This is a genomic window from uncultured Schumannella sp. (genome assembly GCF_905479755.1).
GTDB lineage: Bacteria > Actinomycetota > Actinomycetes > Actinomycetales > Microbacteriaceae > DCRR01.
Genome location: NZ_CAJQNT010000023.1, coordinates 28,983 through 50,068, shown reverse-complemented (window position 1 = coordinate 50,068; position 21,086 = coordinate 28,983). Strand labels below are relative to the sequence as shown.

The window sequence follows — 21,086 nt, the reverse complement described above, 5'->3', positions numbered from 1 at the left end:
GGCTACGCGCTCGCTCACAGGCATCCACGCCTCGGGAGTTGCCCAGGCCTCGCATTCGGCGCTCATAGGGTCGGCGCCCACGGTGGCGTCATGAACCGAACGCGAACCCCCCGACGCCGCGTCCGCACGGCGGTCATCGCCTCCACAAGCGCTGTGGCGCTCGTCATCGGCGGTGGCTCCTGGTGGGCACTCGACCGTTTCGTGATTCCCCACGTCGAGATCGCGAGCGTCTCGGTGTACGAGGCCGAGAATTCCACCGTCGCCACCGCGTCGACCGACGACTCCGACGCCGTCACCACCGCGACGACGTTCACCTCCGACTACGCCGACATCGAGATCAGCGCGGTGACCACCGGGAGCGGCGATGAGACCGTGACCTACTACGTCGCGGATGTGGTGCTGAGCGACGCGACGGTGCTGCGGTCCGCGTTCGCCGAGGACACCTTCGGGGAGAACATCACCGAAACCACCTCGGGAATCGCGGAGGCCAACGACGCCATCTTCGCCATCAACGGCGACTACTACGGCTTCCGCGACACCGGGATCGTGATCCGCAACGAGGTCGCCTACCGCGATGAGGGGGCCCGCGATGGCCTCGCGTTCTCCCTCGACGGCAGCGTCGAGGTCTACGACGAAACGACCATCTCCGCCGAGGAGCTGCTCGCCGACGGCGTCTGGAACACGCTGAGCTTCGGCCCGGCGCTCGTGCAGGACGGCGCGATCCTCGACGGCATCGACGACGTCGAGGTCGACACCAACTTCGGCAACCACTCGATCCAGGGCGATCAGCCGCGCACCGCGATCGGTGTGATCGACGACAACCACCTCGTCTTCGTCGTGGTCGACGGCCGTCAGACCGGCTACAGCGCCGGCGTCGACATGATCGAGCTCGCCGAGATCATGCTCGAGCTCGGTGCGGAGACGGCCTACAACCTCGACGGCGGCGGGTCGTCGACCCTGTACTTCAACGGAGAGGTCGTGAACTCGCCGTCGAACGGCGGCGAACGCGGCACCTCCGACATCCTCTACATCGAAGGATCGGTGAACTGATGATCGTCCTCATTCCGGCCCTCGAACCAGACGCGCGACTGACCGAGCTCGTGCGGGAACTCGGCACCACCGCTCCCGACGTCCGGGTCGTGGTCGTCGACGACGGCAGCGGTCCTGCGTACACCGCGGTGTTCGAGTCGGTGCTCGACCTAGGCGCGGAGCTGCTCGCCTTCCCGCAGAACCGGGGGAAGGGCGTCACCCTCAAGGCGGGGCTGCGGCACGTGCTGGCCTTCCACCGCGGCCACGACGTGGTCACGGCGGATTCCGACGGCCAGCACACGGTCGAGGACATCCTGCGCGTGGCCTTCCGGCTCCGCGCGGAGAGCGACGCGCTGGTGCTCGGCGCGCGCGACTTCCACGGCGAGGTTCCGGCCCGCAGTCGGTTCGGCAATGCGGTCTCGGCCGCGGCATTCAAGGTGGCGGCCGGCTATGCCGTCACCGACACCCAGACCGGCCTGCGCGGACTCCCCGCGAGCGCGCTCGAGTGGCTTGCCCGGGTGCCCGGTGACCGTTTCGAGTACGAGCTCGAGGTGCTGCTCGGTGCCCGCGAGGCCGGCGTCCGGGTCGTCGAGGAACCGATCGCCACGATCTACCTCGAACACAACGCGTCATCGCACTTCCGTCCGATCCGGGACTCGGCCCGCGTACTGCGGCCGGTGCTGCGGTTCGGCGCCTCGTCGCTCGTCGCGTTCGCGATCGACACGGCCCTTCTCGCCCTCGTGTTCTGGCTCTCGGACTCGTTGATCGCCGCGGTGATCGTGGCGCGGCTGGTCAGCGGGACCGTCAATTTCGCGCTCAACCGCCGCGCGTTCAGCGCCCACCAGGTGCCGCTGCGCCATGCGGTGCCCCGGTACGTCGCGCTCGCGCTCGTGCTGCTCGCCGCGAACTACGTCTGGTTGGCCACACTCGTCGGCGCGGGACTGCCGCTGCTGGTCTCGAAGATCATCACGGAGGTGTCGCTCTACATCGTGAGCTTCGCCGTGCAGCGCTCGATCGTGTTCGCCCGGCGCGGGAGCGCCCCGTACGACAACGGCGCGCCGATTGTCGCCGCGGCTCTGATCTCGCCGCGGCGCGCCACATGAACAGCGGCCCGGCGACGGGGAGAAAAACTGAACTGGGGGCACTCCATCGAACGTTATGCGAAGAGGCGGCTGCGGGTCGAGCGGCTGGTTCACGCGTGGGATCAAGGGTCCGGCGGGGCCGTGGAGCCTGCGGGTAAGCCGGACGACCCGCTCATCGCAGCGTCGGTAGAGCCAAGGAGACGCACTCGAACAGCGCTGGCGAGTGAGGAGGTGGACGATATGCGCACAGCCGGAGCCGCCGGTATGAGCGTGACCGCACCGGCGCGCCGCGTCGGCGTTCACCGCGGCACGATCTGAGCGACGACGCGATCCAACTAATGGGGTTTCGGGACGAGGTGTCTGAGATGAAGATATCCAAGCGCGTAGTCTTGCATCTGCCGCGGGTACAGCGTCGCATCGTGATCCGGCGCGATTCGTGCATGGCCGAGGCGGTCCGCTGGCGTCGCAGCAAGAAGCTCATTGAGGAGAGGCATGCCCTCGGCCTTCAAAAGACTCACGGCAGTTCCAGGTCGTAAGAAGAGCCAGTCCGGTCCTGCAAGATCAATGCCAACGAACTTCGTCCAGCCCGCAGCGGTGAATGTGTCGATGATCTCTCGGTGCCCATTCGACTCGAGCCCCAGGATCACCTTGGTGTGAACTGGGTCTCCTTGGCGGGGCGCTGAAGTACCGACGTCTGGCATGCGCCTATGAATGGTGTTCCGGAAAGCCCGAATTGCCTGGAAGTAAAGATCGCCAGGTGTCCCGTCGTCCATGAGCTCCACTGCACGGGGTGCGATGAGACGGACTGAATCACGGAAGTCCCTGCGCTGCCACGCCATTGCCGGATAGCTGGTCTGGCCGTTGAGAAGCCCGTTGACGATCGCAATGGCGTCGAACGCTCCGACCATCTGGATGTACGTGAGGGTCGTTGCGTCGAGGAGTTCGTCCAATCGCTCAAGCGAGAAGTCGCTGTCCTCAGTTAGCCGCGCAAGCCGAGTGCTCCACACAATAACTCGGGCAACTCGTCGCAAGATCGAACTCGCCAGATTCGCAATCTCACTCTGTGCAGTGTTGTGGTGGTCAAGTCGGTGCCACAGACTCGTCCAATCCGGGATGATCGCGCGCGCGGCCGCGGCCGCAAGCCGCTCGTCACTCAGCGTTCGCAGGTCGAGTCCGTAGAGGGGATGCCCTTCTGACAGGTTCTCTAGTCGTTGTGGGTAAGGAGAGTGCAGGAACATCTCATCCCCGGCCTGGGTAGCTGAGTAGAATCGGTGCCCCTGCAATCGACATGTCAGTCGTATGGTCCGAGGAAGCGTTCGCCGTTGTAATGGATCATGTGGGTCGGGTGATCGGCACACCAGACTTCGGACTCCCAAGCGATCTTGTCGACGTACTTGCGGAACTCCGCACGATCGGGGAAGCAGGAGACGTAGACGAGTCCGGCCGTTGTCTCCGCGAACAGCTCAGCAAGTTCGGCTTGCCGTTTGGAGTCGACGGGGCCGTGGGAACTGGCGGCTTCGAGGAGCACAAGCCAGTTGCGGTCTGGCAGGTAGATGACGAGATCGGGCATCTTGCCGTGCTGGTCGACCGTCACGTTGAGCAATGCGAGGGTGTCACGTTCGAAGAGTGCCCACTTGTCGCCTGCATCGCCGATGTACAGCACGTGTCCACCTGGGGTGAAGCGAGGGCAGAAATCCTCAACCATCGCCTTCAGCAGGACGTTCTGGCCGCCCGGCGTCAGCGTGAACACCGACCCATCAGGGAGGGTAAGCGGGACACGGTTCATCTCGCGCGCCGCCGCGTACCGGGCCTTGAGCCCCGGCAACTCAGCGAGATACCGATCGACCGCGGACGGCCACTCGTCGGTGTCGTAGGCGCGCAGCACATCCAGCGCTTCAGCCGTGACCTGGTAGTTCCACTTCGGTGAATTGACGGGGCGCTGCGGCTGGTCTGGGTTCTGAACGACGAGCTGTGCTTCCACGAACTGATGCAACGTGAATCGCCGAACCGTCTCACGCGTGTTCGGCGCGTAGTCCTTGCCGTACTCGTCGCGGATAAAGTCCATGACCGCGCGCGTGCCTAGCATCGGGTTGGCGACTTCGGTCCAGGACTCGGACGGCGTAAGCCCGACGAGCGCCAACAGCACGAGCGCGGATCGCTCGTTGCTACGCTCGGCGTCCATGCCGAGTGACTCAAGAATTATCCGAGAATCCTCGACGCGCTCATGTGCCGCGCGGTTCAACTCGCTCATGCGGCGGTCAATTCCTTGACCAACGAGTCGACCTCGATCTGGGAGACGACCGGGTTGCGTCCGAGCTCGCGCAATACTGCGACGGCTGGAAACCGAAGGGTTCGCAGGTCAGTGGCATTGACTTGGGTGTGACCGGAGAAGGTGCGGAAGAATTTGTCGATGACTGACGAGTTGAGCCATACGGCGATTCCTCTGGCAAGGTCCTCGTCCATGCCGTGACTGCTGATGTGGAAGACATTTAGGTGATTTTCGAACGCTACCTTGCCCGGGATGTCCAATGGCGACCAGACCGATGCAACGATTCGTCGGCGTTCTTCCTTCGCGCTGAACCGCTTGACGACTGCGTACCAGCCCTCGGGCAGGAGCATCCCACGATCCTTGTCGTCGACCGGATGAAACCATTGTGGCTTGCGAATTTCTCGCGGCCAGACGACACTGCCGTCTCGGAGGTTGCCTGGGTAGATCAACGGCACAGCGTCGGGCTGCTCGACAGAACTGAGCGCATGGCGTGACCGGAAGTCGACCACGCGGCCGGTTGAGACCTGCACGCCGAGATCGTTCAGGGAACAAGGCTGGGAAAGCACAACCTCGGCGATGGCCGTGTCTTCGGCGTCGGTTGCAAGGCGGATGAATCGGTTCGGATCGTTGGGGAAGACGACCTGCTCGTATGCGACGGGACGGGTTGAGACATCGTCGGTGTGGTCACGGCTGACGGAGAGCTCCACAACGCCCGGGGTCGCGCCGCGCGTTCCAGCGAAGATCACGTTCTCCTGGAGGACGCCGGTTTCGGCGAATACCGTGGAACGGGAGTCGAAGACGTGTACTCGGTCGAGCGCGATGGAGTCGAGCAAGTGAGCACGAAACGCGCCAAAATACGGGCCGTTGAAGAACGAGCGGGGAGTGATCGCCACAACTTGCCCGCCGATCCTGAGCGCGGCGACAGACAAGGAGAGGAACGCCGCGTACAGGTTCGGCGCATCGACCCCGGCGGCACGCATGGCCGTCCGATGCACACTCGGTACCGCAAGCTTCCCGTACGGAGGGTTCTCGATCACGAGATCGAACTGGCCGTCGAGGTGAAGCGAAGCATCCAAGCCGACGGAGTCGAGAATGAAATCCGCTTCGACTGCCTTGGCGTGGACTCGGCCACGACCCGCTTGCTCACACGCCATCAGCGTCGCCCGGAGGCTCGGTAGGACGAGAGGGTCGCGCTCGACCGCGACGACCTCAATCGACAGCTCCGGCTGTTCTGCGAGGGCACGGCTGACGAGCGCGGCGGTAAGAACACCTGAGCCTGCACCCGGGTCGAGCACACGCAACGTCCCGCCTTCGGGAAGACGGGGAATTGAAGCGATCAGCTGGGCAGCGACGGCGGGCGTGAAGAACTGCCCGAGTTCGCTCTGGGTGCGCGCATCAAGCCCGCCGAGGGCGGCGACCCGCTCACTCTCGGCGACACTCAGCAGGTCCGCCATCAACATCGCCCCATCGTATCTGGGGCCACTGACGCGCCACGGAGAACACGCAGACCACGCGAGCAGTCCTACGATTGATCGCTGACCATGCGGTGTTCGAGCGCCTCATACAGACTGGTGGATTGTTGGCATAGCCTCTCGAACTTCTGCTGGCCCGAATCGTACTCCTTGCGGCTGTGGTCTTGCGCAAGGGCAGCGAATGTCGAGATCGTCCGGATCATTGCGTCCTCAGATGAACACCACGCAGGGGCGCGGGCGTTCCTCCACGACTCCCTGCGGCTGCGCACCGACGCCCACCACGCCTACGCGCACTCCGACGTCGCGAACCGGAGGCTCGCAAATCAGGCATTCCACACGCAACTGGAAGTCGCCGACGACGAGCAACTTCGCCCAGGTCTCGCCGAACTGTTCGCCAACCTCGCGAGCACGGCCGCGCGGGGCAAGGAAGCCCAACGGGACGCTTCGACCCGCTTCGCTCGCTCAGCGAGCGGAAACGGCGATGTCACGTGTCCCGTAAGGCACTTTGGGTGGATCTGAGGGGACTCGAACCCCTGACCCCCTGCATGCCATGCAGGTGCGCTACCAGCTGCGCCACAGACCCTGACTGCCCCGGAGGGCAACCCGTTTAGATTACTACATCCTGCGCCGCGTGCCGAACCAGCGCCCGCCGCGCACGCAACCGGCAGACTGGGGGGATGACGAGCGAGCCGATCACCATCTCGATCACCCGGAACGTCGATCCGGCGCGAGCCAAGGAGGTCGCCGCCTGGGCGCGGGCCGGCCAAGACCTCATTGCGGCAAGCCCGGGCTATCTCGGATCGGGGTGGATCCGCCCCGATCCGACCAGCCACGACTGGCACATGCTGTTCCGGTTCGCGGATGCGGAGAGCCTCGCCGCCTGGGAACGCTCGCCCGAGCGCGCCTGGTGGGTGGCCTCCGCCCAGGGGCTCGTCGCCGACGCGCGCGAGGAACGGCGAACCGGCATCGAAGGATGGTTCGACGAACCCGCGAGCGTCGAAGTGCTCACCACTCCCCCGACGGCGCCGCCGCGCTGGAAGCAGATGATCTCGATCTTCCTGGTGTTCTACCCGCTGAGCCTCGGCTCGAACGCGCTGCTCGGCTGGCTCATCCCGGACTGGGACCTGTGGGCTCGGGTGCTCATCGCGGTCGTGCTCGTGACGCCGGTGATGACTTACCTGGCCCTGCCGTTCGTCACGCGGGCGCTGCGCCCGTGGCTTCTTCGCGGTCGGTGAGCGGGATGACCGGGCAGTCTTTCCAGAGCCGCTCGAGCGAGTAGTACATCCGGTCTTCCTCATGGAAGACGTGCACGACGATGTCACCGAAGTCGAGGAGCACCCAGCGGCCCTCGGCCCGACCCTCGCGACGCAACGGCTTGACGCCGTTCTCGATGAGCTTGTCTTCGATCTCGCCCGCGATCGCGATGACGTTGCGCTCGTTGCGTCCGCTCGCGATCAGGAAGATGTCGGTCAGCGGCAGCGGACCCGAGACGTCGAGCGCCACCAGGTCGACCGCCTGTTTCGAGTCGGCCGCCGTCGCGGCGATGTCGAGCAGTTCACGGGCGCGGTCAGTGGCGGTCACAAGTTCCTTCGGAGAGTGGTGCGGGGTGACGGCGCGTCACAGTTGCCCAGACGCAACCGCGACGACGAAGATCGTCCCGACGAGCGCAGCCATGGAGGCTGCGGCGATGATCAAAATGGTGAGCCCACGATTGCTCGGCGGACGCTGGGTCGCCATGACCGTGCCGGTCGCCGTGTGGGTGCTGACTGCGCGCATCGCGCGAACCGGCTGCGAGTCGGTCATGGTGACCTGGTAGTCGCTGGGATCCAGCAGGTGATCGAGGTCGGCAGATTCGAGCTGGTCGGGATACGCCCCATGGGATGCGTAGCTCCGCGGCAACTGCACCGAACCGGTGATGAAGATCTCGCCGGTCTCGGAGAGAGCGCCGCCGAGTCCGGAGTCCATGGCGGGCGGAAGAATCAGAGCACTCGTCGTCAACGGGCTGTACCCGCCGACGCCACGGCCTCCTCCGGCCGCGGCTGATTGCTCGCTGTCGTCGCGTTCGGCCTGCGTGCTCCAATGACCGACCTGCGGTGAGGCGGTCGCGACGTCACGCGAGTTCGTGGGGTCGGCCAGCGGCGTCGGCGCGGGGAGCGTGCGCTCGATCGTCGGCTCGATCACCTCGTGGGCCGCCGGCTCGGGAACCGCAGCAGGCTGAGCGGGGGCGGCGGGCTGCACCGACTCCGCGGCGCGGACGGGAGCAGCGGATGCGGCGGGGGCCGCCGGGATCCACGGGGCGGGAGCAGCGGGCGGCGCCGCAGAAGCGGCCGGTTCGAAGGACGGAGCGGCGGCCGGCGTCACCGGCGCGCGCGGAGGCTCGACGGCAGGCGCGTCATGAGCGGCACGGCGACCGTGCGGGGTCGGCGGCTCGATGAGCGGAGGCGGTGCCGCGACCGGTGGCGGCGCGGCGGCCGAGCGGCGGTCGGCGACGAGAGCGTCCAGTTCGGCGTAGCTCGCCGTCCGGTCGCCCAGTTGCGGCTGCTGCGACGGCGCCTCGGCACCCTGCTGTTCCCGCAAGGCGCGGAGTTCGCGACGCGTGAGCGTGTGCTCGATCGGGTCGACATCGCTGGCACGCGGCGCCTCGACACTCGGCCGCTCGACCGGAGCGAAGGCGGCCGGACGCGGCGGCTGCGCCGCGAATGCCGCCGGTGCCAAGGGGTCGTGCGTTCGCGCGGCAGGAGCCCAGGGCTCGGCCGGCTCGGTGGGTTGCGGGGCGGCCGCCTGCCGACGCTCCGAGTAACGCTGCTCGGCCGGACGCTGCTCCGTGTGACGCTGTTCGGCCTGGCGCTGCGCCGCGTATCGCTGCTCGGCCTGGCGCTGCGCGGCATCCTGCTCGGCCTGTTTCTGTTCCGCCTGCTGAGCGCGCGCCGCGGCGCGCGACTGGGGCACGGGCTGAGCCGGTGCTTCGCTGCGGGGCGACGGCGGCGTCACGAACGAGGACACCGAAATCGCGGGGTCGACAACCGGGAGAGGGGGGCGTTCCGCCCGCTCGCTCTCTCGCGCCGCTCGCCGCGACTGCAGCGGTGGCTCGTGATAGGTCGTCATGTCGTACTCCGGTAGAGCTGGTACTTGGAGATGTACTGCACGACACCGTCTGGGACCAAGTACCAGACCGGGTCCCCCCGGCCTACTCGAGCCCGGCAGTCGGTCGATGAGATCGCCAGCGCGGGCACTTCAAGGGAGCTTACGCCCTGTTCTGGCAATCCGCGAACGTTCAGGCGGTGTCCTGGGCGAGATACCGCCACAAAATGGGCAAGCTCCCAGAGTTCGGCCTCGTCCTTCCATTCGAGGATCTGCGCCACCGCGTCGGCGCCCGAAATGAAGAAGAGCTCGGCATCCGGACGGGCCGCTCGGAGGTCACGCAAGGTGTCGATCGTGTAGGTCGGGCCGGCGCGATCGACATCGACACGGCTGACCGTGAAGCGCGGGTTGGAGGCGGTCGCAATGACCGTCATGAGGTAGCGGTGCTCGGCGGGCGAGACATCCGCCTTCATCCACGGCTGTCCCGTGGGCACGAAGACGACCTCATCGAGATCGAAGCGCGAGGCGACCTCGCTCGCGGCCACCAGGTGACCGTGGTGGATCGGATCGAAGGTGCCGCCCATGACCCCCAGCCGCACCCGCGATTCGGCGCGGTCCGGAGTCGGGGGCGTCACGATCGACAGGCGGTGCGCCTAGTGGTGACCGTGGTCGGCGGGCGCCGATCCGACCTTGTGGCTGTGGCGGTTCGCCACGTCTCGGTAGCTCCAGGTCACGAGGCCCAGAACGACGAAGATCGCCGCCGCGACTCCCGCGAAGGCGAGAGGGTGCATGATGATCGGCGCAAGCTCGTGCTCGGTCTCGGTCAACAGGGTGTACAGCATGGGGTCCTCTCCCGACGGCGTGGCGCCAGTCTATCGATCTGCGGCAATCAGCCGCGCACCTGGCCCGCGCCCCGAACGATCCATTTGGTGCTCGTGAGCTCCGGCAGTCCCATCGGTCCGCGCGCGTGCAGCTTCTGCGTGGAGATGCCCACCTCGGCGCCGAAGCCGAACTCGCCGCCGTCGGTGAACCGCGTCGAGGCGTTGACCATCACGACCGCCGAATCCACTTCGGCGAGGAAGCGCTCGGCGCGGGCGATGTCGTTGGTCACGATCGACTCGGTGTGGTGCGTCGAAAAACGGCGGATGTGCTCCAGCGCCTGGTCGAGGCCGTCGACCACCGCAACCGAGAGATCGAGACTCATGTGCTCGGTCGCGAAATCCTCCTCGGTCGCCGGCAGCGCGTCAGCGAAGATCGCCCGCGCCCGTTCGTCGGCATGGATCGTGACACCGTGCTCGCGCATCGCCGCCAGGACCGGAGGGAGCAGCCGCTCGGCGTCGCGCGCGTCGACCAGGAGGGTCTCCAGCGCGTTGCACACGCTCGGGCGGTGCACCTTGGCGTTGACCGCGAGCTCGAGCGCCATCCGCTCATCGGCACCGTGATCGAGGAACATGTGGACGATTCCGGCGCCGGTCTCGATCACGGGAACCGTTGACTCTCGAACCACGGTGTCGATCAGCTGCGCGCTGCCGCGCGGAATCAGCACGTCGACGAAGCCGCGCGCCTGCATCAGCTCGGTGGCGCCGTCGCGACCGAATTCGTCGATCGTCTGAACGGCGTCGGCGGGCAGGCCCGCGTCGGCGAGGGCCTCCTGCAGCAGCTCCACGAGCACGCGGTTCGTATTCTCGGCGGCGCTCCCGCCGCGCAGCACGACCGCGTTACCGCTCTTGAGGGCCAGCGCGGCGATGTCGATCGTGACGTTCGGGCGCGCCTCGTAGATCGCGCCGATCACGCCGAAGGGCACCCGCACCTGGCTGAGTTTGAGCCCGTTCGCAAGACTCGATCCGCGCACCACGCCCCCCACCGGATCCGGGAGCGCGACGATATCCCGCACCGCCGTCGCGAGCGCCGCGAGACGTGAGTCGTCGAGGCGCAGCCGATCCTGCAGCCCGGCGCTCAGACCGTTGTCGCGCCCGTTGGCGAGATCGAGCTCGTTCGCCGGGAGGATGCGCGCGGCGCCGTCTTCGACCGCCCGCGCGATCGCGAGGAGCCCGGCATCCTTCTCGGCGGTCGACGCGGTCGCGAGCACACGTGACGCGGTCCGCGCGGCCACCAGCTTTTCTTCGAGCGAACGGGCGGTGGTGAGCGTGTCGGGCATGTCGCAAGAATACTGCGCCGACGACGGACGCCGCCGGGGATGCGGGCTCAGGCGCGCGGTACGGCCTCGAACCAGGTTCCGAGTTCGACGCCCGACAGCGCCTCCCCCACGCGCGAGGTGGATGTCAGCAGGACGGGCGTCCCGCCCGCCGCGGCGAGCTTGGCGGCCGCGATCTTCGTCCCCGCTCCCCCGGTGCCCACGCCCGCGGCACCGATGTCGCCGAGCTCCACCCCGGCGAGGTCGTCGCCGTGCGCGACGAACGGGATCGGCCGCGCACCCGGCTCGTGGGGCGGCCGGGTGTAGAGCGCATCCACGTCGCTGAGCAGCACCAGCAGGTCGGCGCCGATGAGCTCCGAGACGAGCGCGGCGAGCCGGTCGTTGTCGCCGAATCGGATTTCGTGCGTCGCGACCGTGTCGTTCTCGTTGACGATCGGCAGGATGCGCAGATCGAGCAGACGTTCCATCGCACGCTGGGCGTTGCCGCGCGGCGTCGGGTGGTCGAGATCCCCGGCGGTCAGGAGCACCTGACCGGCGATGATCGGGAACCGGTCGAGGCTCGTCTGGTAGCGCCACATGAGCACGTTCTGCCCGACGGCGGCCGCGGCCTGTTGCGTCGCCAGATCGGTGGGCCGCGAATCCAACTCCAGGAACGGGATGCCGGTCGCGATGGCTCCCGACGAAACGAGAACGATCTCGCATCCGCGGCCGTGCGCGGCCGCGAGAGCATCGACAAGAGGAGTGATCTGTGCGGCGTTCACGCCGCTGATCGACGACGACCCCACCTTGACAACAATGCGCTTCGCGCCCAGCACGCTCGCGTGCGGTCCTGTCACCGCTCCTCCGCTTCCTCGCCATCATGGTGGTCGGATTCCCACTGCTCGGTCCAGACGCCGGCGGCGCGCTCGGCCTCGAGCTCGGCGCGGGCAGCGGCCTTGGCGTCCATCCGTTCGAAGTAGGCCTCGCGACGCTCGTTGCGCGTCAAGCGGCGGTTCTCGTCGAGACGCGCGTCGGTTCCACGCGGGCTTGTCATCAGTTCGGCCGCGGAGGTCAGCGTCGGTTCCCAATCGAACACGCGCGAGCTGTTCGCGCCGATGACGACGGCGGAACCGGGCGTCGCGCCGTGCGCGAACAGGGCGTCTTCGACTCCGAGTTTGGCGAGACGGTCCGCGAGGTAGCCGACCGCTTCGTCGTTCTCGAAGTCGGTCTGCGCAACCCAGCGTTCGGGCTTCGCGCCGAGAACGCGGTAGATCGTCTCGGTGCCGCCTTCCACCACGATCCGGAAGTCGGCCTCGTTGACCGCGCGCGGGCGCATGACGAGACGGGGCTTGGCAATGGCGGCGGCGGCCTTCGCGGCGCGATCCGCCTCGACCAGCTCCGCCAGCGCAAACGACAACTCCCGCAGGCCCTCGCGGCTAACCGCGGAGACCTCGAACACGCGGTAGCCGCGCTCCTCCAACTGCGGGCGCACGAACTCCGCGAGCTCGCGCGCGTCCGGCATGTCGATCTTGTTGAGGGCGATGAGCTGCGCACGCTCGAGCAACGGCACCTGACCGTCCGGAACCGGGTAGGCCGCCAGCTCAGCCAGAATGACGTCAAGGTCGGTGAGCGGGTCGCGGCCGGGTTCGAGGGTTCCGCAGTCGAGAACGTGCAGTAGCGCCGTACAGCGCTCGACGTGGCGCAAGAACTCGAGGCCGAGCCCCTTGCCCTCGCTGGCTCCTTCAATGAGGCCCGGAACGTCGGCGATCGTGTAGCGGAACTCCCCCGCCTCGACGACGCCGAGGTTCGGGTGGAGGGTGGTGAACGGGTAGTCGGCGATCTTCGGCTTGGCGGCGCTGAGTGCCGCGATCAGGCTCGACTTGCCGGCGCTCGGGTATCCGACGAGCGCCACGTCGGCCACCGTCTTGAGCTCGAGGACGGCGTCGCCCTCCCACCCGGGTGTGCCGAGAAGGGCAAAGCCGGGAGCCTTGCGCTTGGTGTTGGCGAGCGCCGCATTGCCGAGGCCGCCCTGACCGCCGGGAGCCACGATGAGTCGCATCCCGGGCTCGTCCAGGTCGGCGAGCTGCTCACCCTCCGCGGAGTACACGACGGTTCCGACCGGCACCGCCAGCTCGAGCGCATCGCCCTGGTAGCCGGAACGGTGGTCGCCCATGCCCGGGCCGCCGTTGGTGCTCGAACGGTGGGGTCCGCGGTGGTAGCTCAGGAGCGTGGTGACCTGCGGGTCGGCGACCAGCACGATGTCGCCGCCGTTGCCGCCATTGCCGCCGTCCGGCCCGGCGAGGGGCTTGAACTTCTCACGGCGCACCGACACGCATCCGTTGCCGCCGTTTCCGGCGCGCAGATGCAGCGTGACGCGGTCGACGAACGTCGTCATCGCTGCCTCCTCGGGTGTCAGGTTGTGAGCAAACGAAAAGGGCGGGCCGAAGCCCGCCCTGGTCGAGAATTGAGTCGTCGGGCGGGTTACGCCGCCGGGACGATGTTGACGACCTTGCGGCCGCCCTTGGTGCCGAACTGCACGGAGCCCGCCTCGAGCGCGAACAGCGTGTCGTCGCCACCGCGACCGACGCCGGCTCCCGGGTGGAAGTGCGTGCCGCGCTGACGAACGAGGATCTCGCCCGCCTTGACGACCTGGCCGCCGAAGCGCTTCACGCCGAGGTACTGGGGGTTCGAGTCGCGTCCGTTGCGGGTGGACGATGCGCCCTTTTTGTGTGCCATTGCTGCAGCCCTTACTTGATCCCGGTGATCTTCACGCGCGTGAGGTCCGCACGGAAGCCCTGGCGCTTCTTGTAGCCGGTCTTGTTCTTGAACTTCTGGATCGTGATCTTCGGGCCGCGCAGGTCGGCGACGACCTCGGCCGTGACCTTGACCTTGGCGAGCGCCTTGGCGTCGTGGGTGATCGTGTCACCGTCGACCAAGAGCACCGGCGCCAGCTCGATGTTGCCGTTCTTGTCGGCCTGAACACGGTCCAGGACGACGATCGAGCCGACCTCGACCTTCTCCTGCCGCCCACCGGCGCGCACAACTGCGTAAACCACGGAAAATCCTTACGTATGAGGGAAGTCTCGGTGTCGAACGCGACGCCGACGGCGGCGGACACCAAGGAGCAACGATACCCGAGAGTGGGCCGTCCGGTCAAACGCGGTCGGCCGTGTCGCTCACGTCGATTCTAGACGTCATCCAGGGCGCCAGCGAGTTCATTCTTCGGTGGGTGTCGCTGCTGCCATCCCCACAGCAGGACGGTCGCCAGAAGGACGATCGGCACGTCGAGGACGAAGCTGCGGAACGCGCCCGTCACCCCCTGCAAGATCGAGAACCACGCGGCGCGGAACGGCCCCCCGAGATCGGGGAACGAGTTGCCGAAGAAGGTCGCCCCGGCCAGTGCCCCCGCCACCTGCCCGACGACGACGACCGCGATGATCAGCAGCATGCCGATCGCGGTTGCCAGCGCGCCACGCGTGAGCACGTGCGCGAGGCGCAGCTCGGGCACGATCGGCGCAAGCTGCCACAGCGAGAAGAAGACGCCGATCGACAGCGGAAGCGCCCCCAACACGGAGCCCTGAAGCTGGCCCGTCCAGAGGTAGACGAGCGAATCGCCGGTCTGCCCCGGGACCCCGACGAGCGAAACGGAGCCGATGAACCCCAGGGCGAGACCCTGTGCCAGGAGCGCGGCGAACACCCCGGCCGCGACGAGGAGGGCCTGCAGAGCGCCGCGGCGTTGCAGCGCCCGCCGCATCGACTCTGACATCCCGTTTCCCGACATCGCGTCCGCCCTCGCGCCTATGATCTCCAGATGACCGTGCTGATTGACGAGCCTATCTGGCCTGCCCACGGCACGGTCTGGGCGCATCTCGTGAGCGACTCAAGCCTGGAGGAATTGCACGCCTTCGCCGCCGACGCCGGGATTCCCGCCCGCGGCTTCGATCATGATCACTACGACGTGCCCCGCGAACGGTGGGACGAGCTGGTTGCGCGCGGCGCCGAGCCGGTGACCGGGCGTGAGCTGTTGCGACGACTTCAGAAGGCCGGACTCCGGGTCACGCAGCGCGAGAAGGCCGAGCGGGCGCAACGCCGCTGACGCGACGGCGTCCGCGGGCCGTCACCACTGCGGGTCGACTCCGGCAAGCGTTTCCTGCACGGTCAGCGTGTCGAGATCGACCACGAGCGTCGGCCCCGTCGTGGGTTGGCCCGGCGAACCCTGGTTGAGCACGACGAAGAGATACTGACCCCCCGGAGACACGCGGAAGTCGGCGATCGCCTCGCCCGAGCCGCCCAGATCGATCAACGTCGAGGTCATGCCATCGTCGAGCGCGATGCCGGTCGTGAACCCGCCGGAGACGTCGGGCACCGCGACCTTCGCGACCCAGCGCTCCGCGTCGACCATGGCAACCGCGCCCAGATACGGTTCCACGCCGTCGATCAGCGACGAGGTGATCCGCGTGGACGCGCCGGTGGCGAGATCCACGAGCACCGGGCCAAACGCATCCGCGGCAACGAAACCGGAGCCGTCCGGCGTCATCCCGTAGACATCGAGGTACTGGCCCACCGGGACCAACGGGGTGAGCCCCGAGGGATCGCCGCGCAGCACCGACCCGTCGCGCGCCGCGATCAGGATGTCGGCCGTGCCGGGGATCGGAAACCAGGCGCGCGTCGCAATCGGCTCGCCGTCGAGTCCGAGCACCGCGGTCGGGGTCGGGTCGGCGGCCAGATCCGTCCGCATGAGGGTCAGGTCGAACGCCGGCAGCGGATCCGCCACCGCACTCGTCAAGGTGAACAACAGCGCCGTGCCGACCTGGCCGAGTTGCGCAATGCGCCCCTCCTCGGGCAGCACGAAGTCCTGGACTCCGGTTCCGTCGATCGCGTTGACGCTGAGTGCGCTGCGCTCGTCGTCGAGATCACGAACCAGCGCCACCACGTCATCAATGCGCACGAACTCGCGCACCCCGGTCGCCTCGATCAGCTGCTGCGGCGCTCCGGAGCCGACCCCGGTGCTGAACACCGAGACGGCCTCCCCCGTCGGCGAAGTCGTGACGGTTTCGACGGTCAGCGCACCGGTCTCGAAGGTCGCCTCGACGGACCCGCTGGCACCCCCGGCGACGCCGCGGACGCCTTCGATGGTGACGCGGTACTCGGTGGCCGCCCGAAGCGCGGTCGCAAAGCGGAGCACGACGCGCGACCCAGACGACTCGACGGTGAACTCCGCGACCGGCTCGAGCGTGATGTCGGACGCGGCAACCTCCGCGATCGGTCGCGAGAACGCGAGTTCGGCGACGCCGCCCGGCTGCGTGACGAGCGCCTCGGCGTTCGCGGTGACCGACTGGATGCGCGGGCCCTGCGTGCTCGAGAGTGCGGCGAGAGCGCCCGCCGCGAGCAGCAGCACCGCGAAGACGACAGCGACGCGCAGCCGAAAACGGCGGAGTTCGTGACGACGACGCCAGTCAGAAGAGATACGGCTGGTCAGGCTCATCGACGCCGGTCACCCCCGAAGGCTCGAGAACGATCGTGCCGACATCGAGGGTTCCACTCGTCGTGAACTCCCCCGTCACGTGCACCCAGTCGTCCGCCGCGAACTGGTTCTGCCAGCCGGGAAGCAGCACCGGCACGCCGAACGGCTGTGCATCCACCGCGCAGCACGTGATCGAGAACCGAGAGACGTAGAAGGCATCCGGTTCGTCCGGAATCGCCGTGATAAAGCCGATCACGTCGACCGGCTTGCCCTCGTAGAAGGCCGGGTCGGACGTCTGGCGCAGCAGCGTCGCCCAGTCGCGCACCGTGAACCCGGCAAACAGTTCGTCGGGAGCGGAGGCGGCCTCCGCCACCGCCGCCGCGTCGGCCTCCGGGTCGAGCGAGCCGGACTGCGACGTGATGTCGCGCTGGATCGCCGTCGCACTCGACAGCGTCGCGGGCGGCAGCACGATCATCGCGATCGCGAGACTCGCGCTCACCAGGATCGCCAGCACGCCCGCGATGCGGGCGAATCGCGAGTCGAGCGCGGCCGCGCCGTCGTGCGCGTGATCGTGCTCGTGCTCGGCCGCCAGCAGCGGCAGTCGCAGCCGCTCGTGCTCGTCCCGCGCCGCCCGCGCCGCCTCCGCCCGCCGACGCATCAGCGCGCTCGCCAGGGCCGCCACACACGCGACGATCGCGATCGAGGCCATCGCGATCGTGAACAGGTCGTAGCGGGGGTGGATGTAGAGCGCGAGTTGTCCCGTGCTCGCGAGCCACACCGTCAGCACCGAAACGACCAGGACGAGGAGCACGCCGCGCAGTCGCGTCAACTCAGACCACAAGGTCGACCCCCCATCCGATCGCCGCGCTCGACAACGCCACGATGCCGGTCACGATCAGGAGGGTGCGCACCGTGAACGTCGTGCGAAGCAGCGCGAGCATCTTGATGTCGACGAGCGCTCCGAAGATCAAGAACGCGACGATCGATCCCGGCATGAACGTGCTGGCGAACGGCAGGATGAAGAACGCATCCACGTTGGAGCAGACCGAGATCACCAGGGCGAGCGCCATGAGCGCGAGCACCGACCAGAGCGGGTCGGAGCCGAGCGCGATGAGCACCGACCGCGGCACCACCGTCTGAACCGCGCCGGCGACGATCGCGCCGACCGTCAACGCCGGCAGCAGCGTCGCCGACTCGCGAACGAACAGGTCAACGCTCTGCGACCAGCGCGAACTCGCCGGTCCCGCATCCGTCGCGCACTCGGCGTTGAATCGCGCCGTCAGAAGCGACGACGGATCCGGATGCCGGCTGAACAACCAGCCGAGGAGGTTCGCGATCACGAACCCGCCGAGCAGCCGCGCGACCAGGATGCCGTCGTCGAAGCCAAATGCCTGGTGCGTCGTCACGATCGTGATCGGGTTGATGATCGGAGCGGCGAACAGGAACGTCATCGACTCGCCGACGGTGAGACCGCGGACGACGAAGCCGCGAGCGAGCGGCACGTTGCCGCACTCGCAGACCGGCAGAAACATGCCCACCAGCGACAGCGCCGCACGCCGGAGCACGGGGGTGCGCGGCAGCACGCGCACGATCAGCCCTTCGGGCAGCCAGACCCGCACGACGACCGACAGGGCGATGCCGAGCACTACGAACGGCAGCGACTCGACGAGCAGGCTGGTGGCCAGGGTGATCAAGTCCTGCACCCGATCGGGCAGCACGCCCCGCGGAACCCACTCGGAGGTGACGATGCGGGCGGTCACGAGCGCGACGACGAGCGCGAGCGCCACCATGACGACGACCCCGCGTCGGTTCCGCGGGCGAGCCTCCGGAAGGGGTCGCGAGTCGACGCGGAGACGGGACGGCATTCGCACATTCTGTCAGGACCCGGCCGGGAGTTCGCAGAGGCCAGCGAGTCGCTCGCGCGATCCGCCCTCGGACTCGGAACCGGCGCCGCCTGAACGACCCCGCAACGCGAAAACGGGTGGACTCACGCCGTGTGAGCCCACCCGTTTGCGGAACTAGTTCGCGGGGCCGTCCTGCGGGGTGACGACCTCACCCTTCGACGAGGCGCGACGCGAACGGCGAGCGCGACCCGAGCCCGGGGCCGGAGGCTCCGGCAAGGCCTCGAGCACCGAACCGAGGATCTGCTCCGCGGCGTGCGGATCCATCCGACGCCCCGAGCGCGGCGACTTCTCGACCGGAAGATCCAGGACCTTCACGGCGGCGTTCGCGGCGGCCTCGGCGGCCTGCTCGATCTTCGTGATCGTGGGCGCCGCGGGAGTCTCCCCGTTGGCGGCCTTCGGCTCGTGCTCGTGCGCGACGGTGCTCTTGGCGACCTGCGCGATCGCATTGCGAACGTCTTCCGTCAGGGCGTGAGTGCCGTTCGATCCGCTGCTCTGCTTGGGGGCGTTGTTGTTGCCACCCGAATTGCCGGAACTGCCCGATCCACCGCGACCGCCGCGACGCCGCGACGACCCGCCCGAGTTCGAACCGCCCTGCGACGACGAATCGGAGCCACCGCGGTGCTTGAAGACCGGCTCGTGGTGCACGACAATGCCGCGACCGGCACAGGTCTCGCACGCCTCGCTGAAGGATTCGACAAGACCCAGACCCAGCTTCTTGCGGGTCATCTGGACCAGACCGAGCGAGGTGACCTCGGCGACCTGGTGCTTGGTCCGGTCCCGGCTCAAGCACTCGATCATGCGGCGCAGCACCAGATCGCGGTTCGACTCGAGCACCATGTCGATGAAGTCGACGACGATGATGCCGCCGATGTCGCGCAAGCGGAGTTGGCGCACGATCTCTTCGGCCGCCTCCAGGTTGTTCTTGGTGACCGTCTCTTCAAGGTTTCCGCCGGAGCCGACGAACTTGCCGGTGTTGACGTCGATGACCGTCATCGCTTCGGTGCGGTCCATCACGAGAGATCCGCCCGAGGGCAGCCACACCTTGCGCTCGAGAGCCTTCTCGATCTGCTCGGCAACGCGGTAGTGATCGAAGGAATCAACCTCGCCGACGTAGCGCTCGAGACGCCCGACCAGGTCAGGGGCGACCGCACCGAGGTACGTCGAGAGCGTCTCCATGGCGTCGTCGCCCTCGACGACGAGCTTGTGGAAGTCCTCATTGAAGACGTCGCGGACGATCTTGATCAACAGGTCGGGCTCGCTGTGCAGCAGTTGCGGGGCATTGCCCGATTCAACGGCCTTGGCGATGTGCGCCCACTGCGCGGTGAGCCGCTGCACGTCGAGGGTCAGCTGCTCCTCGGTTGCCCCCTCGGCCGCGGTGCGCACGATGACGCCCGCGTCGTCCGGGAGAACCTCCTTGAGGATCTTCTTCAGACGCGCGCGCTCGGTGTCGGGGAGCTTGCGGGAGATCCCATTCATCGACCCACCGGGGACGTAGACGAGGAAGCGGCCCGGAAGGCTCACCTGGCTCGTCAGTCGGGCACCCTTGTGGCCGACCGGGTCCTTGGTGACCTGCACGAGCACGCGATCGCCGGGCTTGAGCGCGAGCTCGATGCGGCGTGCCTGGTTCTTCGGCGCGGGTTCGCCCTCGGCGGCCGAGGCGGCCGCGGCGGCCTCCCAGTCGACCTCGCCGGAGTAGAGCACGGCGTTGCGACCGCGGCCGATGTCGACGAAGGCGGCCTCCATGCTCGGGAGCACGTTCTGCACGCGACCGAGGTACACGTTGCCGATCAGGCTCGCGTCTTGAGCGCGCGCCACGTAGTGCTCGACGAGCACGCCATCCTCGAGAACACCGATCTGGATGCGTCCGTACTTGCTGCGCACCACCATGACGCGGTCGACGCTTTCGCGACGCGCGAGGAACTCGGCCTCGGTGACCACGGGCCGGCGGCGACCGGCGTCGCGCCCGTCACGGCGACGCTGCTTTTTCGCCTCGAGACGCGTGGAGCCCTTGACGCGCTGCGGTTCGGTGATCTCCTCCTTCGGGCGCGGCTGGCGCACGCGCACCGTGGTGCCGGGAGCGTCATCACCTTCGCGCGGCGCGTCGCTGGAACGACGACGCGAACGACGACGGGGCGTCTCGCTGCTCGCCTCCTCGGCGGCGGGGCGCTCGGGCATCGGCGGCAGATCGGGAGCCTGGAACAGCAGCGCCGTGGTCGGCGCGGCCGCAGGTGCTGGCGCGCTCGTCGCCGACGAGTCCGCCGTCGCGGTCTCGGTCTTGGCTGCGGCCGACTTCTTCGCGGGCTGCTTCGCGGGCTGCTTGGTGGAAGCCTGCGCTGCCGGGGCGTCGTCCGTCGCGGGCGCCTCGGTTGCAGGCGCGTCCGCCGCGGGCAGCTCCGCCTTCTTCGACTTCAAAGGTCGCCAACGACGCGCCTTGGAGGCTTTTTCTGAACCGGCTTCGTTATTCGGGTTGTCATCCACCATCGCTGGTGTGCTCCTCATCCGGCGAAGTGGCCGCGCCACCTGCCGGGTACTCTCGAGCGAGACGCGAAATCGCGTGTCTCGCGAATCCTTTTCTGTTGGGAGCAGCGTCCGCGATCCGCGGGCCCGGCTGCTCGCGCGTCCTCTCACGACGCATATTCGGAACTGGCGAT

Annotated in this window: 22 protein-coding genes and 1 tRNA gene; 4 read left to right on the top strand and 19 right to left on the bottom strand. The window is 67.8% G+C overall.

Features of this window, described 5'->3' with window-relative positions; genetic code table 11:
* Window positions 1–90 precede the first annotated feature (90 nt).
* Together QZ258_RS07035 and QZ258_RS07030 are read left to right on the top strand one after the other, a co-directional pair.
* Window positions 91–1,050, top strand: a complete 960-nt coding sequence (locus QZ258_RS07035) for a phosphodiester glycosidase family protein (protein WP_294179975.1) — start codon at window positions 91–93, stop codon at window positions 1,048–1,050.
* On the top strand, window positions 1,050–2,132 hold the full coding sequence (locus tag QZ258_RS07030; RefSeq protein WP_294179974.1) for a bifunctional glycosyltransferase family 2/GtrA family protein: 1,083 nt from the start codon (window positions 1,050–1,052) through the stop codon (window positions 2,130–2,132). Before QZ258_RS07035 ends, QZ258_RS07030 begins: the two co-directional genes overlap by 1 nt.
* Window positions 2,133–2,446: 314 nt before the next feature.
* Here QZ258_RS07030 and QZ258_RS07025 read toward each other — a convergent pair whose 3' ends face one another.
* The 5 genes from QZ258_RS07025 to QZ258_RS07005 form a co-directional block, all read right to left on the bottom strand.
* A complete protein-coding gene (locus QZ258_RS07025) occupies window positions 2,447–3,061 on the bottom strand; it encodes a hypothetical protein (RefSeq protein WP_294179973.1) in 615 nt (204 codons plus the stop codon).
* Window positions 3,062–3,402: 341 nt separating this feature from the next.
* On the bottom strand, window positions 3,403–4,362 hold the full coding sequence (locus QZ258_RS07020) for a BsuBI/PstI family type II restriction endonuclease (RefSeq protein ID WP_294179972.1): 960 nt from the start codon (window positions 4,360–4,362) through the stop codon (window positions 3,403–3,405).
* Window positions 4,359–5,840 (bottom strand): Eco57I restriction-modification methylase domain-containing protein, encoded by a 1,482-nt coding sequence (locus QZ258_RS07015; RefSeq protein ID WP_294179971.1) that lies wholly within the window; start codon window positions 5,838–5,840, stop codon window positions 4,359–4,361. The genes QZ258_RS07020 and QZ258_RS07015 overlap by 4 nt, the downstream gene beginning before the upstream one ends.
* Window positions 5,841–6,062: 222 nt before the next feature.
* A complete protein-coding gene (locus tag QZ258_RS07010; protein WP_294179970.1) occupies window positions 6,063–6,287 on the bottom strand; it encodes a hypothetical protein in 225 nt (74 codons plus the stop codon).
* Window positions 6,288–6,362: 75 nt separating this feature from the next.
* Window positions 6,363–6,435, bottom strand: a tRNA-Ala gene (locus QZ258_RS07005).
* Window positions 6,436–6,529: 94 nt separating this feature from the next.
* On the opposite strand from QZ258_RS07005, the gene QZ258_RS07000 reads away from it, so the two are divergent.
* Entirely contained in the window at window positions 6,530–7,087 is a 558-nt protein-coding gene (locus QZ258_RS07000; protein ID WP_294179969.1) for an antibiotic biosynthesis monooxygenase, read from the top strand.
* On the opposite strand, the gene rsfS is transcribed toward QZ258_RS07000, so the two are convergent.
* From rsfS to QZ258_RS06950, 10 genes are all read right to left on the bottom strand, one after another.
* Complete coding sequence (rsfS, locus tag QZ258_RS06995) at window positions 7,047–7,433, bottom strand: ribosome silencing factor (RefSeq protein WP_294179968.1); 387 nt, start codon at window positions 7,431–7,433, stop codon at window positions 7,047–7,049. The genes QZ258_RS07000 and rsfS overlap by 41 nt on opposite strands.
* Before the next feature lie 36 nt (window positions 7,434–7,469).
* A complete protein-coding gene (locus QZ258_RS06990; protein WP_294179967.1) occupies window positions 7,470–8,801 on the bottom strand; it encodes a hypothetical protein in 1,332 nt (443 codons plus the stop codon).
* 152 nt (window positions 8,802–8,953) lie between these two features.
* On the bottom strand, window positions 8,954–9,568 hold the full coding sequence (gene nadD, locus QZ258_RS06985) for a nicotinate-nucleotide adenylyltransferase (RefSeq protein WP_294179966.1): 615 nt from the start codon (window positions 9,566–9,568) through the stop codon (window positions 8,954–8,956).
* Window positions 9,569–9,586: 18 nt separating this feature from the next.
* Entirely contained in the window at window positions 9,587–9,775 is a 189-nt protein-coding gene (locus tag QZ258_RS06980; protein WP_294179965.1) for a hypothetical protein, read from the bottom strand.
* Window positions 9,776–9,822: 47 nt separating this feature from the next.
* Window positions 9,823–11,142, bottom strand: a complete 1,320-nt coding sequence (locus QZ258_RS06975; RefSeq protein ID WP_294180000.1) for a glutamate-5-semialdehyde dehydrogenase — start codon at window positions 11,140–11,142, stop codon at window positions 9,823–9,825.
* Window positions 11,139–11,924 carry a glutamate 5-kinase gene (proB, locus tag QZ258_RS06970; RefSeq protein WP_294179964.1) on the bottom strand — a complete coding sequence of 262 codons (786 nt, stop codon included), beginning with the start codon at window positions 11,922–11,924 and terminating at the stop codon, window positions 11,139–11,141. The genes QZ258_RS06975 and proB overlap by 4 nt, the downstream gene beginning before the upstream one ends.
* Complete coding sequence (gene obgE / locus QZ258_RS06965) at window positions 11,921–13,462, bottom strand: GTPase ObgE (RefSeq protein ID WP_294179963.1); 1,542 nt, start codon at window positions 13,460–13,462, stop codon at window positions 11,921–11,923. Before obgE ends, proB begins: the two co-directional genes overlap by 4 nt.
* Window positions 13,463–13,548: 86 nt before the next feature.
* Complete coding sequence (gene rpmA, locus QZ258_RS06960; protein WP_294179962.1) at window positions 13,549–13,803, bottom strand: 50S ribosomal protein L27; 255 nt, start codon at window positions 13,801–13,803, stop codon at window positions 13,549–13,551.
* Between the two features lie 11 nt (window positions 13,804–13,814).
* Window positions 13,815–14,123, bottom strand: a complete 309-nt coding sequence (rplU, locus tag QZ258_RS06955) for a 50S ribosomal protein L21 (RefSeq protein WP_294179961.1) — start codon at window positions 14,121–14,123, stop codon at window positions 13,815–13,817.
* Window positions 14,124–14,254: 131 nt separating this feature from the next.
* Window positions 14,255–14,833 carry a hypothetical protein gene (locus tag QZ258_RS06950; RefSeq protein ID WP_294179960.1) on the bottom strand — a complete coding sequence of 193 codons (579 nt, stop codon included), beginning with the start codon at window positions 14,831–14,833 and terminating at the stop codon, window positions 14,255–14,257.
* Window positions 14,834–14,878: 45 nt separating this feature from the next.
* Between QZ258_RS06950 and QZ258_RS06945 the strand changes: the two genes are divergently transcribed.
* Window positions 14,879–15,163 (top strand): DUF4031 domain-containing protein, encoded by a 285-nt coding sequence (locus QZ258_RS06945; protein ID WP_294179959.1) that lies wholly within the window; start codon window positions 14,879–14,881, stop codon window positions 15,161–15,163.
* Between the two features lie 21 nt (window positions 15,164–15,184).
* Here the strand turns inward: QZ258_RS06945 and QZ258_RS06940 are convergent, their stop codons facing one another.
* The 4 genes from QZ258_RS06940 to QZ258_RS06925 form a co-directional block, all read right to left on the bottom strand.
* Entirely contained in the window at window positions 15,185–16,552 is a 1,368-nt protein-coding gene (locus tag QZ258_RS06940; protein ID WP_294179958.1) for a hypothetical protein, read from the bottom strand.
* Window positions 16,524–17,342 carry a TIGR03943 family putative permease subunit gene (locus QZ258_RS06935; protein WP_294179957.1) on the bottom strand — a complete coding sequence of 273 codons (819 nt, stop codon included), beginning with the start codon at window positions 17,340–17,342 and terminating at the stop codon, window positions 16,524–16,526. Before QZ258_RS06935 ends, QZ258_RS06940 begins: the two co-directional genes overlap by 29 nt.
* A gap of 19 nt (window positions 17,343–17,361) precedes the next feature.
* Window positions 17,362–18,396 carry a permease gene (locus tag QZ258_RS06930; RefSeq protein ID WP_294179956.1) on the bottom strand — a complete coding sequence of 345 codons (1,035 nt, stop codon included), beginning with the start codon at window positions 18,394–18,396 and terminating at the stop codon, window positions 17,362–17,364.
* 153 nt (window positions 18,397–18,549) lie between these two features.
* Window positions 18,550–20,934, bottom strand: coding sequence for an Rne/Rng family ribonuclease (locus QZ258_RS06925; protein ID WP_294179955.1), 2,385 nt, complete (start codon window positions 20,932–20,934; stop codon window positions 18,550–18,552).
* Window positions 20,935–21,086: the final 152 nt, after the last annotated feature.